The following is a 14,445-nucleotide window of genomic DNA, read 5'->3' as shown; positions in this document are numbered from 1 at the left end:
CGCCCCGGCAGCTTCCTCATCCTCGTCCGTCCCGTGGACGCACTGACCATCAGCCCCGGGTCCCGGCTACCCTGGCCGCGTGCGTCCTCCCCGGGACGTTCCGCGCGCACCCCGCCCGGACGCCCCGCCGGAAGGCGCAAAGCCGACAGCCGTCGCACCAAGGGAGCCCCTTTTCATGGCCTCGTCGCCGTCCACCCCGCCCGCCGACACCCGGACCCGTGTCACCGCCCTCCGCGAGGCCCTCGCCACCCGTGTGGTGGTCGCCGACGGGGCGATGGGCACCATGCTCCAGGCCCAGAACCCGTCGATGGACGACTTCCAGCAACTGGAAGGCTGCAACGAGGTCCTGAACCTGACCCGGCCCGACATCGTCCGCTCCGTGCACGCGGAGTACTTCGCCGCCGGCGTGGACTGCGTGGAGACCAACACCTTCGGCGCCAACCACTCCGCCCTCGGCGAGTACGACATCGCCGACCGCGTCCACGAGCTGTCCGAGGCCGGCGCCCGGGTGGCCCGCGAGGTCGCCGACGAGTTCGCCGCCCGGGACGGCCGGCAGCGCTGGGTCCTCGGCTCCATGGGCCCCGGCACCAAGCTCCCCACCCTCGGCCACGCCCCGTACACCACCCTGCGCGACGCCTACCAGCGCAACGCCGAGGGACTGGTCGCGGGCGGCGCCGACGCGCTGCTGGTGGAGACCACGCAGGACCTGCTGCAGACCAAGGCCGCCGTGCTCGGCGCCCGCCGCGGCCTGGACGCCCTCGGCCTCGACCTCCCGGTGATCGTGTCGGTGACCGTCGAGACGACCGGCACCATGCTGCTCGGCTCCGAGATCGGCGCGGCCCTGACCGCGCTGGAGCCGCTCGGCATCGACATGATCGGCCTGAACTGCGCCACCGGCCCCGCCGAGATGAGCGAGCACCTGCGCTTCCTGGCCCGGCACTCGCGCATCCCGCTGTCCTGCATGCCCAACGCCGGTCTGCCGGTCCTCGGCAAGGACGGCGCCCACTACCCGCTGACCGCGCCCGAGCTGGCCGACGCCCAGGAGACCTTCGTCCGCGAGTACGGCCTGTCCCTGGTCGGCGGCTGCTGCGGCACCACGCCGGAGCACCTGCGGCAGGTCGTGGAGCGGGTCCGGGGCGTCACCCCGCCGGCCCGCGATCCCCGCCCCGAGCCCGGCGCCGCCTCCCTCTACCAGTCCGTGCCGTTCCGCCAGGACACCTCGTACCTGGCCATCGGCGAGCGGACCAACGCCAACGGGTCGAAGAAGTTCCGCGAGGCGATGCTGGCCGGCCGCTGGGACGACTGCGTGGAGATGGCCCGCGACCAGATCCGCGAGGGCGCCCACATGCTGGACCTGTGCGTGGACTACGTCGGCCGGGACGGCGTCGCCGACATGGAGGAACTGGCCGGCCGGTTCGCCACCGCCTCCACCCTCCCGATCGTGCTGGACTCCACCGAGGTCGAGGTGATCCGCGCCGGTCTGCAGAAGCTCGGCGGACGCGCGGTGATCAACTCGGTGAACTACGAGGACGGCGACGGCCCCGAGTCCCGCTTCGCCAAGGTCACCGAGCTGGCCAGGGAGCACGGCGCGGCCCTGATCGCGCTGACCATCGACGAGGAGGGCCAGGCCCGCACCGCCGAGAAGAAGGTCGAGATCGCCGAACGGCTGATCGACGACCTCACCGGCAACTGGGGCATCCGCGAGGAGGACATCCTCGTCGACTGTCTGACCTTCACCATCTGCACCGGCCAGGAGGAGTCCCGCAAGGACGGCGTCGCCACCATCGAGGGCATCCGCGAGCTGAAGCGGCGCCACCCCGACGTGCAGACCACCCTCGGCCTGTCCAACATCTCCTTCGGCCTCAACCCGGCCGCCCGCATCCTGCTCAACTCCGTCTTCCTCGACGAGTGCGTCAAGGCCGGCCTGGACTCGGCGATCGTGCACGCCTCCAAGATCCTGCCGATCGCCCGCTTCGACGAGGAGCAGGTCACCACCGCCCTCGACCTGATCTACGACCGCCGCTCCGAGGGCTACGACCCGCTGCAGAAGCTGATGGCCCTGTTCGAGGGCGCCACCGCCAAGTCGCTGCGCGCCTCCAAGGCCGAGGAGCTGGCCGCGCTGCCGCTGGACGAGCGCCTGAAGCGGCGGATCATCGACGGCGAGAAGAACGGCCTCGAAAAGGACCTGGACGAGGCCCTCCGGGAGCGCCCGGCCCTGGACATCGTCAACGAGACGCTGCTCGACGGCATGAAGGTGGTCGGCGAGCTGTTCGGCTCCGGCCAGATGCAGTTGCCGTTCGTGCTCCAGTCCGCCGAGGTCATGAAGACCGCGGTGGCCCATCTGGAGCCGCACATGGAGAAGACCGACGACGACGGCAAGGGCACCATCGTGCTGGCCACCGTCCGCGGCGACGTCCACGACATCGGCAAGAACCTCGTCGACATCATCCTGTCCAACAACGGCTACACCGTCGTCAACCTCGGCATCAAGCAGCCCGTCTCCGCGATCCTGGAGGCCGCCCAGGAGCACCGGGCCGACGTCATCGGCATGTCGGGCCTCCTGGTGAAGTCCACGGTGATCATGAAGGAGAACCTGGAGGAGCTGAACCAGCGCGGCATGGCCGCCGACTTCCCGGTCATCCTCGGCGGCGCCGCCCTCACCCGGGCCTACGTCGAGCAGGACCTGCACGAGATCTACGAGGGCGAGGTCCGCTACGCCCGCGACGCCTTCGAGGGCCTGCGCCTGATGGACGCCCTGATCGGCATCAAGCGCGGCGTCCCCGGCGCCAAGCTGCCCGAGCTGCGCCAGCGCCGGGTCCGGGCCGCCACCGTAGAGGTCGAGGAGCGCCCCGAGGCCGGACACGTCCGCTCCGACGTCGCCACCGACAACCCGGTCCCCGAGCCGCCCTTCTGGGGCACCCGCGTGGTCAAGGGCATCCAGCTCAAGGAGTACGCCACCTGGCTGGACGAGGGCGCCCTGTTCAAGGGCCAGTGGGGCCTGAAGCAGGCCCGCTCCGGCGACGGGCCCGGCTACGAGGAACTGGTCGAGACCGAGGGCCGGCCCCGGCTGCGCGGCCTGCTGGACCGGCTCCAGACGGAGAACCTGCTGGAGGCGGCCGTGGTCTACGGCTACTTCCCGTGCGTCTCCAAGGACGACGACCTGATCGTCCTGGACGAGGCGGGCAACGAGCGCACCCGGTTCACCTTCCCCCGCCAGCGCCGCGGCCGGCGCCTGTGCCTGGCCGACTTCTTCCGCCCGGAGGAGTCCGGCGAGCGGGACGTCGTCGGCTTCCAGGTCGTCACCGTCGGCTCCCGCATCGGTGCGGAGACGGCCCGGATGTTCGAGGCCAACGCCTACCGGGACTACCTGGAACTGCACGGCCTGTCCGTCCAGTTGGCCGAGGCCCTCGCCGAGTACTGGCACGCCCGCGTGCGCGCCGAACTCGGCTTCGCCGGCGAGGACCCGGCCGCCATGGAGGACATGTTCGCCCTGAAGTACCGCGGCGCCCGCTTCTCCCTCGGCTACGGCGCCTGCCCCGACCTGGAGGACCGCGCCAAGATCGCCGGTCTGCTGGAGCCCGAGCGCATCGGCGTCCACCTCTCCGAGGAGTTCCAGTTGCACCCCGAGCAGTCCACGGACGCCATCGTCATCCACCACCCCGAGGCGAAGTACTTCAACGCCCGCTGAGCCCGTGCCAGGCGCTTCACGCGCGGGCGACGTACACTGGTCGGTCCACCGCAGGCCGGTTCCCGTTCCAGGGAACCGGCCTGATCGTCCCTCAAGGAGGTATGTGGATGACCAGTACGGTTCCCGCGCTCAGCACCCGTACGGCCGAGGGGTCCGCCCTGCAGGCCGTACTGCTCGACATGGACGGCACCCTGGTGGACACCGAGGGCTTCTGGTGGGACGTCGAGGTCGAGGTGTTCGCCGCCCTGGGCCACACCCTGGACGAGTCCTGGCGCCATGTCGTGGTCGGCGGCCCCATGAGCCGCAGCGCGGGCTTCCTGATCGAGGCCACCGGCGCCGGCATCTCGCTGGCCGAACTGAGCGTGCTGCTCAACGAGGGCTTCGAACAGCGCATCGGCCGCGAACTGCCGCTGATGCCCGGCGCCGGGCGACTGCTGGCGGAGCTGTCCGCGCACAAGATGCCGGCGGCCCTGGTCACCGCCTCGCACCGGCGCGTCGTCGACCAGGTGCTCGACTCCCTCGGCTCCCACCACTTCGCGCTGACGGTCGCCGGCGACGAGGTGCCGCGCACCAAGCCGCACCCCGACCCCTACCTGGCCGCCGCGGCCGGCCTCGGCGTGGACCCCGCCCGGTGCGCCGTCGTGGAGGACACCGCGACCGGCGTCGCCGCGGCCGAGGCGGCGGGCTGCCATGTCGTCGCCGTGCCCTCCGTCGCCCCCATCGCCCCGGCCGCCCGGCGCACCGTCGTCGGCTCGCTCGAAGAGGTCGACCTGGCATTTCTGCGCGGACTGATGACGCAAATGCGCTGATCCGTTCACCCAGCGTGCAACGTCGATTGCGAGGTAATTCCCGGAAGGCGTCGCCACGCGGGCGCGAAGATGACCCGTGAGTAATTCCCGCCCCTCGGCGCGGCCGAATTCTCCCGGTCGGCCGGACCACCCGCTCTGTGACGTTCCCCACTCACCTGGGGGTCGACAGGGCGCGGCGCGTGTGCTGTCGACGGGGTTGCGCGGGTCGGCGGCGTGCCCATGTGTCCTGATTGGTGAAACCGTGCACCAAAGCTTCCGCTGTCGGGTTTTCGGTGCGTCCACACCCGGTTTCGCTGCGTGATGGCGACCCAACTCCGGTGGCTGCGGGCCCTCCTGCGGGCGCGGACTAATCTCGTCGCGAGAAACCTCGGTCCTATACCCCCGTGATCGGCGGCAACACCCCCGCTTGCCTGATACACGGACCCGACAGCTCTGGAGAAACTCGAGCATGAACCGCAAGACTTTGGTGCTGCCGGCCGTGGTCGGCCTGCTCGCGCCGGTGCTCGCCGCGTGTGGCGGGTCCGACGGTGGCAGCGGCGATGGTGACGCGATCGTCGTCGGCACCACGGACCGGTTCACCACCTCGGAGGCCGCCCCCGCGCCCCTCGACCCGGCGTACGCCTACGACGTCGGCACCTGGAACATCCTGCGTCAGACCCAGCAGACGCTGATGACCATGCCGCGCGGCGACGGCGAGCCCGTACCCGAGGCCGCCGAGAAGTGCGGGTTCACCGACACCGGCAACGAGCGGTACGCCTGCACCCTGCGCGACGGCCTGAAGTTCTCCAACGGCGACCCGGTCACCGCCGCCGACGTGAAGTACTCGATGGAGCGGGCGCTGTCGATCAAGGCCGACAACGGTGTCTTCGCGCTGCTGTCGACCATCGACACCATCGAGACGCAGGGCGACCGCGAGATCATCTTCCATCTCAACACCGCGGACGCCACCTTCCCGTTCAAGCTGTCGACCCCTGTCGCCGGCATCGTCAACCCCGACGACTACGACAAGAACAAGCTGCGCGACGGCTTCGAGGTGTCCGGCTCCGGCCCGTACACCATGAAGCCCGAGGTCCGCGGCGACGAGATGACCAAGGCCGTGTTCACCAAGAACCCCAACTACCAGGGGAGTCTGAAGGTGAACAACGACAAGGCCGAGATCGTCTCCTTCGAGGACGCCGAGACCATGGGCTCCGCCCTGGACAAGGGCGACATCGACCTGATGACCCGTTCGATGACGCCGGAGCAGGTCCAGAAGCTCTCCAACGCCTCCGACGGCGCCGTGGACCTGGTCGAGGTGTCCGGCCTGGAGATCCGCTACCTGGCCTTCACCACCACCGCCCCGTCCGTCAAGGACAAGGCCGTCCGCCGGGCCATGGCCCAGCTCATCAACCGCAACGAGCTGGTCTCCAAGGTCTACGGCTCCCAGGCCGAGCCGCTGTACTCGATGGTCCCGGCCAGCATCACCGGCCACTCCAACTCCTTCTTCAACGAGTACGGCGACCCCGACCCCGCCAAGGCCAAGTCCGACCTGGAGCAGGCCGGCGTCACCACCCCGGTGAAGCTGACGATGCACTACACCACCGACCACTACGGCTCCGTCACCAAGAAGGAGTTCGAGGAGCTGCAGAAGCAGCTCAACGACAGCGGTCTGTTCGACATCGACATCCAGGGCACGCCCTGGAGCAAGTACAGCGTGGCGGAGCGCAAGGGCGAGTACGACGTCTACGGCATGGGCTGGTTCCCCGACTTCCCGGACGCCGACAGCTTCATCGCGCCCTTCCTGGACAAGGACAACACCCTCAACTCGCCGTACTCCAACTCCAAGATCATCAACACGCTGATCCCGGAGTCGCGCCGTGAGGCCGACCGGCTGTCCGCCGTGGAGAGCCTGACGGAGATCCAGAACATCACCGCCCAGGACGTCCCGCTGCTGCCGCTGTGGCAGGGCAAGCAGTACGTCGCCGCCCGCGACGACATCACGGGCACGGCCTACGTCCTGAACTCCTCCGCCTCGCTCCAGTTGTGGGAGCTGAGCCGGGGCGTCAGCGGCTGATCCGCCCCGCACCGCGCACACGCGAAGGGCGCCCCTCCTCGACGGGAGGGGCGCCCTTCGCGTGCGCGGCGCGGTCACTGCGCGCCGGGACGCACCAGTCCGCTCTCGTACGCGTACACCGCCGCCTGCACCCGGTCGCGCAGCCCCAGCTTGGTCAGGACGTGCCCGACATGCGTCTTGACGGTGGTCTCGCTGACGAACAGGTCCGCGGCGATCTCCGCGTTGGACAGCCCCCGCGCCACCAGCTTCAGCACCTCCACCTCGCGGTCGGTGAGCGTGTGCAGGGTGTCCGGGACCGGCTCGTCACCCGAGGGCAGATGCGTGGCGTACTTGTCGAGCAGCCGCCTGGTGATGCTCGGCGCGAGCATCGCCTCGCCGGCCGCCACCACCCGGATCGCCTGCACCAGTTCATCGGCCGGGGCGTCCTTCAGCAGGAAGCCGCTGGCCCCGGCCCGGAGCGCCTCCACCACGTACTCGTCGAGGTCGAAGGTGGTCAGCACCAGCACCTTCGCCGGGCCGTCCCGCCCGGGGCCGGTGATCTGACGGGTCGCCTCCACCCCGTCCATCCGCGGCATGCGGATGTCCATCAGCACCACATCGGGCTGCAGCGCCCGCACCTGGTCGAGGGCCTGGAGGCCGTCTCCGGCCTCGCCGACGACCGCGATGTCCTGCTCGGCCTCCAGGATCATCCGGAAGCCCGTGCGCAGCAGCGGCTGGTCGTCGACCAGTAGGACGCGGATGGCCACGTAAGTCTCCTTCGCTAGTCCGGCCCCATTCTGCCCTGCGCGCCGGCCCCCGGGTCGGCCGCCCTCACCGGCAGCGGATACGGCGGGGGAGTGCCGCCGAACTCCGGGCAGTGCGCCTGGTGGTCGCACCAGCCGCAGAGCTTGGTGGGACGCGGTCGCCAGTCACCCGTCTCGGTCGCCAGCCGGATCGCCTCCCACAGCGCGAGCAGCTTGCGCTCGACCCGCTCCAGGTCGGCGAGGACCGGGTCGTACGTCAGGACGTCACCGCTGCCGAGATACACCAGTTGCAACCGCCGGGGCACGACCTTCTTCAGCCGCCACACCACCAGGGCGTAGAACTTCATCTGGAACAGCGCGCCCTCGGCGTACTCCGGGCGGGGCGCCTTGCCGGTCTTGTAGTCGACGATCCGCACCTCACCGGTGGGCGCCACGTCGACCCGGTCGATGATGCCGCGCAGCCTCAGCCCGGAGTCCAGCTCCGCCTCGACGAACAGCTCCCGCTCGGCCGGCTCCAGCCTGCTGGGGTCCTCCAGCGTGAACCAGCGCTCGACCAGGCGCTCGGCCTCGGCGAGCCAGCGCGCCAGCCGCTCGCCCTCGGGGTCGTCCGCGAACAGCTCCACGACCTCCGGCCGGCTCTCGCGCAGCCGGTCCCACTGGCCGGGGACCAGCGCCTTGGCGCGCGGTGCGGTGCGCTCGGCCGCCGGGGAGTCGAAAAGACGCTCCAGCACCGCGTGGACCAGGGTGCCCCGGGTCGCCGCCTCGCTCGGCTTCTCCGGCAGCTTGTCGATCACCCGGAAGCGGTAGAGCAGCGGGCACTGCATGAAGTCGCCGGCCCGTGAGGGGGAGAGCGAGGCGGGCGCCGTCGCGGCGGGCCGGGACCCGGCGGCCGGGTCCGCACCCGCCGCGCGCTCCCGCACGGCCGTCACTGTCGCCGCGGCCGTCGCCGCCGGCGGTCCGGCCGGCCCCGGCGGGCCCACCGGCACGGCGGGACCGCCGGTGTCCGGCACGACACCCTCGATGCTCGTCTCCATGCCCACAGACCTTACGGGCCGCCACCGACATCGCCCCAGCCGTCGCCGTCGCCGTCGCCGTGGCCCGTGTGACCGGTGTGACGCGGGGGAAGCAGTGGGGTGCCGGGGCGGAACGGTTCGCGACCGCCGCATACCATCGACTGGAGACCCTTGCGCCCGGCAGGCGCGGGAGACGCTTCGAACGAGGGGACACCGTGGACGTGAGCGGCGGGAGCGGGCAGCCGCGGTCCGGCAGCGACGAGTCGGCCGAGCACCACGCCGGGCCCCCGGCCCCCGGCCCGGCACGCCCCGGCCCGGCCCCCGACGGCGACACCTCCCGGCCGGACCCCGGCGCCCCTGCCTCGCCTCCGCCGGCCCGGGACCACGACGTACCCGCCGAGGAGGTACGGGCGGAACACGACGCTTCGGACGGGCCGGACGGGCCGGACGGTCAGGAAGGGCGGCGGGGAGACGCGGGGCAGAGGCGGGCCGTCGAAAGCGGCGCCGGGCGCCCCGCGCCCGCGTCCGGTCCCCCGCCGCGGCGGCCCCGGGAGCCCGGCGGCGGGCTGCTGATGGGGCGCCCGTTCGGTGTGCCCGTGTACGTCGCCCCGAGCTGGTTCCTGGTCGCCGCCCTCATCACCTGGGTCTTCGGCGGCCAGCTCGACCGCGTGCTGCCCGAGCTGGGCGCCGCCCGCTACCTGGTCTCCCTCTTCTTCGCGGTCGCCTTCTACGCCTCCGTCCTCGTCCACGAGCTGGCCCACACCGTCGCCGCGCTCCGCTTCGCCCTCCCGGTCCGCCGCATCCAGCTCCAGTTCTTCGGCGGCGTCTCCGAGATCGAGAAGGAGGCCGAGACCCCCGGCCGCGAGTTCGTCCTCGCCTTCGTCGGCCCGCTGCTCTCCCTGGTCCTCTCCGGCGTCTTCTACCTCGCCCTGCTGCCCGTCGAGCCCGGCACCGTCCCCGGCGTCCTGCTGGCCGGCCTGATGATCTCCAACCTCATCGTGGCCGCCTTCAACCTGCTCCCCGGCCTCCCCCTGGACGGCGGCCGGATGCTCCGCGCCGTCGTCTGGAAGATCAGCGGCAGGCCGATGACCGGCACCGTCGCCGCCGCCTGGGTCGGCCGGGCGCTCGCCATCTGCGTCCTGATCGGACTGCCGCTGCTCACCCAGTCCGGCGCCCTCGGCTCCGACGCCGTGGACAACGTCGGCATGGACACCGTCATGGACGCCCTGCTGGCCGCGATCCTCGCCGCGATCATCTGGACCGGCGCCGGCAACAGCCTGCGGATGGCCCGCCTGCGCGAACACCTGCCCGAGCTGCGCGCCCGCAACCTCACCCGGCGTGCCGTCCCCGTCGAGACCGACACCCCGCTCTCCGAGGCGCTGCGCCGGGCCAACGCCGCCGGGGCCCGCGCCCTGGTCGTCGTCGACCCCGAGGGCACCCCGCTCTCGCTGGTCCGCGAGGCCGCCATCGTCGGCGTACCCGAGCACCGCCGCCCCTGGGTCGCGGTGGGCGGCCTCGCCCATGACCTCACCGACGGCATGCGCGTCTCCGCCGAGCTGGCGGGCGAGGACCTCCTCGACGTCCTGCGCGCCACCCCGGCCAGCGAATACCTCGTGGTCGAGGAGACCGGCGAGATCTACGGCGTGCTGTCCGCGGCCGACGTGGAGCGCGCCTTCGTGAAGGCGATGGCCCGCCCCTCCTAGGGCCTGTCGTCCGGATCAGCCCGCAGACGCGGGGCCTGGCAGGAGGCGCGGCAGCTTCCCTGCGACCTGATCCGAACGACAGCCCCTTGTGGTCGGCGCCCCCTCAGCGGACCGGTAGGCTGGTCACATGTCCGAACCGACCGGTGCCGCCCGCAGGCGCGGGCCCTTCAAGGTCGGGGACCAGGTTCAGCTGACCGACCCCAAGGGCCGCCACTACACGTTCACGCTCGAGGCCGGGAAGAACTTCCACACCCACAAGGGTTCCTTCCCGCACGACGAGCTGATCGGCGCTCCCGAGGGCAGCGTTGTCCGTACCACCGGGAACGTCGCCTATCTCGCGCTGCGCCCCCTGCTCCCCGACTACGTCCTGTCCATGCCCCGCGGCGCCGCCGTGGTCTACCCCAAGGACGCGGGGCAGATCCTGGCCTTCGCCGACATCTTCCCCGGTGCGCGCGTCGTGGAGGCCGGTGTCGGCTCCGGCTCGCTCAGCAGCTTCCTGCTCCGCGCCATCGGCGACCAGGGCATGCTGCACTCCTACGAGCGCCGCGAGGACTTCGCCGACATCGCGCGGCAGAACGTGGAGCGCTACTTCGGCGGCCCGCACCCCGCCTGGCAGCTCACCGTCGGGGACCTCCAGGACAACCTGTCCGACCCGGACGTCGACCGCGTCATCCTCGACATGCTCGCCCCCTGGGAGTGCCTGGACGCCGTCTCCAAGGCGCTCGTCCCCGGCGGCATCCTCTGCTGCTACGTGGCGACCACCACCCAGTTGGCCCGGACCGTGGAGTCCATCCGGGAGATCGGCTGCTTCAACGAGCCCACCTCCTGGGAGACGATGATCCGCAACTGGCACGTCGAGGGCCTGGCCGTCCGCCCGGACCACCGGATGATCGGCCACACCGGCTTCCTGCTCACCGCCCGCCGCCTCGCCGACGGCGTGGAGCCGCCCATGCGCCGCCGACGCCCCGCGAAGGGCGCCTACGGCGAGGACTACGAGGGCCCCAACGCCGGCGGCGGCGCCGGCCGCTGAGCCACCCCGCCACCAGCACCAACGTACGGACACCGTGGCCGAGTTCCCGCGACCGACCGGGAACTCGGCCACGGTGTCGTTCCGTTGGCCGGCGGGACGTCGGACCGGCGGCCCGGAAGACGAACCACACGCGACACCGGCCGGTGAACCACCCCGGGTACCCACCCCGCCGTTCCCCCGCACTGTGACGTGTGGCACGATGCTGGCCATCCCACCGGCACAGCCCTCACAGGAGACACTCCTCGTGCAGCACCCCGCCGTTCCGGACCTGGCACACACCCACACCCGTCCGATCCACTGGGTCGCCACCGCCACCGCGGTCGCCGCCGTGGTGGCCCTCTCCGCCGTCCTGCAGCCCGATGCGGCCACCGCGGCCCAGGCGGCCGGCCCCGAGACGAAGACCGCCCCGGCGCGGCTCACGCCGCCCGACCCGGCCGACGTCGCGTTCCCCCTGGAGTGCGGCCCGGTCAAGGCGCTGGTGCGGAAGAAGGCCAGCGGCGACCTCGACGGCGACGGCCGCCCGGAAACCGTGGCCGTGGTGCACTGCGACGCCCCCATGGGCACCCCGCCCGACGGCGTCTACGTCCTCACCCGGGACCCGGTCGGCGGCAAGCCCCGCGTGGTGGCCACCCTGGTGGACCCCGCGGACCGCCGCACGGTCACCGACTTCTCCGTGCGCGACGGCGCCGTACTGGCCACCCTGCTCGGCTACTCGTCGCAGGAGGTGCCCAGTTGCTGCCCCGACCTGAAGGACGGCGCGAAGTGGCAGTGGAAGAACGGCGCGTTCGTCCGCTCCACGCCCTCCGAGGCGCACGCGGTCTGACGGAACCGGCCGTCCGACGGCTGTGAGCAATCAGACAGCGGTCACGGATTGTGCACGAACGGTCACGATTTGATTACTCTGCGTCCGGACCGTAGACCTCGACCCTGTCCGAAACCCGACGTACGTGGATGCACTCGCCCGGACACTCCTTGGCGGAGTCCACGACGTCCGTGAGGAGCGGCAACGGCACGGGTGTTGCCGCGCCCCGCTGCTGCAGCAGCTCGTCGTCCGCGCCCTTGACGTAGGCCAGACCGTCGATGTCCAGCTCGAACACCTCGGGCGCGTACTGGGCGCAGATGCCGTCGCCGGTACAGAGGTCCTGATCGATCCAGACCTCCAGCGCCTCGCTGTCGACTCCGGCCTCCTGCTGCACGCTCATCTCTCCTGCCGTTTCGGCGCCGAGCCGACGGGAATCCGGCCAGCTCTGACGGGTGTTGAACGCTTCGACCCTACCTCCGGTTGCTTTCCCGTCGCGTTCGTTGGGTATTGGCCTGGCGTGAGGGAGAGCGCAAGGGTGAAGATCGGACACACCCCGACCGTCTTTGTGATCTAGGGGTTTCAATCGACACCCACCCAGGTAGGGTCTGGAAGCGTCCAGCTCCCCTTGGAGGAGGTGAGGACCGTGGCAGCCCACGACGACGACATGAACCGCGGCATCCGCCCGGGACGCGGGTCCGACGACCCGACCGGTCAGATTGCCTATCTCGAGCAGGAGATCGCCGTCCTGCGACGCAAGCTCGCCGACTCTCCGCGGCACACGAGGATTCTCGAAGAGCGGATCGTCGAGTTGCAGACCAATCTGGCCGGCGTGTCCGCGCAGAACGAGCGACTGGCCAACACGCTCCGCGAGGCCCGCGACCAGATCGTGGCCCTCAAGGAGGAGGTCGACCGGCTGGCCCAGCCACCGGCCGGCTTCGGAGTCTTCCTGCAGGCCAATGAGGACGGCACGGCCGACATCTTCACCGGAGGCCGCAAACTCCGGGTGAACGTCAGCCCCAGCGTCGAGCTCGACGGACTGCGGCGCGGCCAGGAAGTGATGCTCAACGAGGCGCTCAACGTGGTCGAGGCCATGGAGTTCGAGAGCGTCGGCGACATCGTCACCCTCAAGGAGATCCTCGAGGACGGCGAGCGCGCCCTGGTGCTGGGGCACACCGACGAGGAGCGAGTGGTCCGGCTCGCCGAGCCGCTGCGGAACGTCACCATCCGCGCCGGCGACGCCCTCCTGCTCGAACCCCGGTCGGGTTACGTCTACGAGGTCGTCCCCAAGAGCGAGGTCGAGGAACTCGTCCTCGAAGAGGTCCCCGACATCGGCTACGAGCAGATCGGCGGCCTCGGCGGGCAGATCGAGATGATCCGCGACGCGGTCGAGCTGCCGTATCTCTATCCCGACCTGTTCAAGGAGCACGAGCTGCGTCCGCCCAAGGGCGTCCTGCTCTACGGGCCGCCCGGCTGCGGCAAGACGCTCATCGCCAAGGCGGTCGCGAACTCGCTGGCCAAGAAGGTCGCCGAGGTCACCGGCCAGGCCGCCGGCAAGAGCTTCTTCCTCAACATCAAGGGCCCCGAGCTGCTGAACAAGTACGTCGGCGAGACCGAGCGGCAGATCCGCCTGGTCTTCCAGCGGGCCCGGGAGAAGGCCAGTGAGGGCACCCCCGTCATCGTCTTCTTCGACGAGATGGAGTCCCTCTTCCGCACCCGTGGATCGGGCGTCAGCTCGGACGTGGAGAACACCATCGTCCCGCAGTTGCTCGCCGAGATCGACGGTGTGGAGGGCCTGCAGAACGTGGTCGTGATCGGTGCCTCCAACCGCGAGGACATGATCGACCCCGCCATCCTGCGTCCCGGCCGGCTGGACGTGAAGATCAAGATCGAGCGTCCGGACGCCGAGGCGGCCAAGGACATCTTCGGCAAGTACCTGACCGAGCGCCTCCCGCTGCACGAGGAGGACCTCACGGAGCACGGCAAGGACCGGGCCGCCACCGTCCAGAGCATGATCCAGACGGCGGTGGAACAGATGTACGCCGAATCCGAGGAGAACCGCTTCCTGGAGGTCACCTACGCCAATGGCGACAAGGAAGTCCTCTACTTCAAGGACTTCAATTCCGGCGCCATGATCGAGAACATCGTGGGCCGCGCCAAGAAAATGGCGATCAAGGACTTCCTGGAGAAGAACCAGAAGGGCCTGCGCGTCTCCCACCTCCTCCAGGCGTGCGTGGACGAGTTCAAGGAGAACGAGGACCTGCCGAACACCACCAACCCGGACGACTGGGCCCGCATCTCCGGAAAGAAGGGCGAGCGGATCGTCTACATCCGTACGCTCGTCACCGGAAAGCAGGGCGCGGACACCGGGCGCTCCATCGACACGGTGGCGAACACCGGTCAGTACCTGTAAAAGGCGGGGCGGCTGCGGGTGCCCTCGGCGGGTACCCGCAGCCGACTGTTTTACGGGGCCACGGCTGGAGCAAGGCAATGACGCAAATGATCTCCCCACCAGCGCAGAGGCGTTCTAGGCTCTCTCGTACCGCCGAGTCGCGCAGTGCGGGGACGGACACCGCACACGCACCGGAGCGCCAGCGGTACTTGAGC

The 14,445-nt window shown here is 70.7% G+C and carries 10 protein-coding genes; 7 read left to right on the top strand and 3 right to left on the bottom strand.

The features are described from left to right. Positions 1-175 precede the first annotated feature (175 nt). The 3 genes from metH to ACFY32_RS10040 all read left to right on the top strand — a co-directional run bounded on the left by metH (position 176) and on the right by ACFY32_RS10040 (position 6,550). Positions 176-3,688, top strand: coding sequence for a methionine synthase (metH, locus tag ACFY32_RS10050; RefSeq protein ID WP_390673861.1), 3,513 nt, complete (start codon positions 176-178; stop codon positions 3,686-3,688). Positions 3,689-3,795: 107 nt separating this feature from the next. Next, positions 3,796-4,497 carry an HAD family hydrolase gene (locus ACFY32_RS10045; protein ID WP_390673860.1) on the top strand — a complete coding sequence of 234 codons (702 nt, stop codon included), beginning with the start codon at positions 3,796-3,798 and terminating at the stop codon, positions 4,495-4,497. Between the two features lie 448 nt (positions 4,498-4,945). After that, a complete protein-coding gene (locus ACFY32_RS10040; protein WP_390673859.1) occupies positions 4,946-6,550 on the top strand; it encodes an ABC transporter substrate-binding protein in 1,605 nt (534 codons plus the stop codon). A gap of 74 nt (positions 6,551-6,624) precedes the next feature. On the opposite strand, the gene ACFY32_RS10035 is transcribed toward ACFY32_RS10040, so the two are convergent. Both ACFY32_RS10035 and ACFY32_RS10030 read right to left on the bottom strand, forming a co-directional pair. Next, positions 6,625-7,296, bottom strand: coding sequence for a response regulator transcription factor (locus ACFY32_RS10035; RefSeq protein WP_355930560.1), 672 nt, complete (start codon positions 7,294-7,296; stop codon positions 6,625-6,627). A 14-nt stretch (positions 7,297-7,310) separates the two neighbouring features. After that, on the bottom strand, positions 7,311-8,327 hold the full coding sequence (locus ACFY32_RS10030) for a RecB family exonuclease (RefSeq protein ID WP_390673858.1): 1,017 nt from the start codon (positions 8,325-8,327) through the stop codon (positions 7,311-7,313). Between the two features lie 194 nt (positions 8,328-8,521). Between ACFY32_RS10030 and ACFY32_RS10025 the strand changes: the two genes are divergently transcribed. The 3 genes from ACFY32_RS10025 (at position 8,522) to ACFY32_RS10015 (ending at position 11,862) form a co-directional block, all read left to right on the top strand. Then, positions 8,522-10,009, top strand: coding sequence for a site-2 protease family protein (locus ACFY32_RS10025; protein ID WP_390673857.1), 1,488 nt, complete (start codon positions 8,522-8,524; stop codon positions 10,007-10,009). Positions 10,010-10,136: 127 nt separating this feature from the next. Further along, positions 10,137-11,039: a tRNA (adenine-N1)-methyltransferase gene (locus ACFY32_RS10020; protein WP_359202243.1), complete on the top strand. Its 903-nt coding sequence runs from the start codon at positions 10,137-10,139 to the stop codon at positions 11,037-11,039. Positions 11,040-11,283: 244 nt separating this feature from the next. Next, positions 11,284-11,862 (top strand): hypothetical protein, encoded by a 579-nt coding sequence (locus tag ACFY32_RS10015; RefSeq protein ID WP_359202245.1) that lies wholly within the window; start codon positions 11,284-11,286, stop codon positions 11,860-11,862. Positions 11,863-11,935: 73 nt separating this feature from the next. On the opposite strand, the gene ACFY32_RS10010 is transcribed toward ACFY32_RS10015, so the two are convergent. Then, positions 11,936-12,241, bottom strand: coding sequence for a ferredoxin (locus tag ACFY32_RS10010; protein WP_359202247.1), 306 nt, complete (start codon positions 12,239-12,241; stop codon positions 11,936-11,938). A 243-nt stretch (positions 12,242-12,484) separates the two neighbouring features. Here ACFY32_RS10010 and arc point away from each other — a divergent pair, with 243 nt between their 5' ends. Next, a complete protein-coding gene (gene arc / locus ACFY32_RS10005; RefSeq protein ID WP_359202249.1) occupies positions 12,485-14,251 on the top strand; it encodes a proteasome ATPase in 1,767 nt (588 codons plus the stop codon). Positions 14,252-14,445 lie beyond the last annotated feature (194 nt).

Source organism: Streptomyces sp. NPDC000134 (assembly GCF_042899225.1).
In the GTDB taxonomy this organism is placed as follows: Bacteria; Actinomycetota; Actinomycetes; order Streptomycetales; family Streptomycetaceae; genus Streptomyces.
The sequence above is the reverse complement of the archived record's forward strand: the minus strand, read 5'-3'. Positions and strand labels throughout refer to the sequence as shown.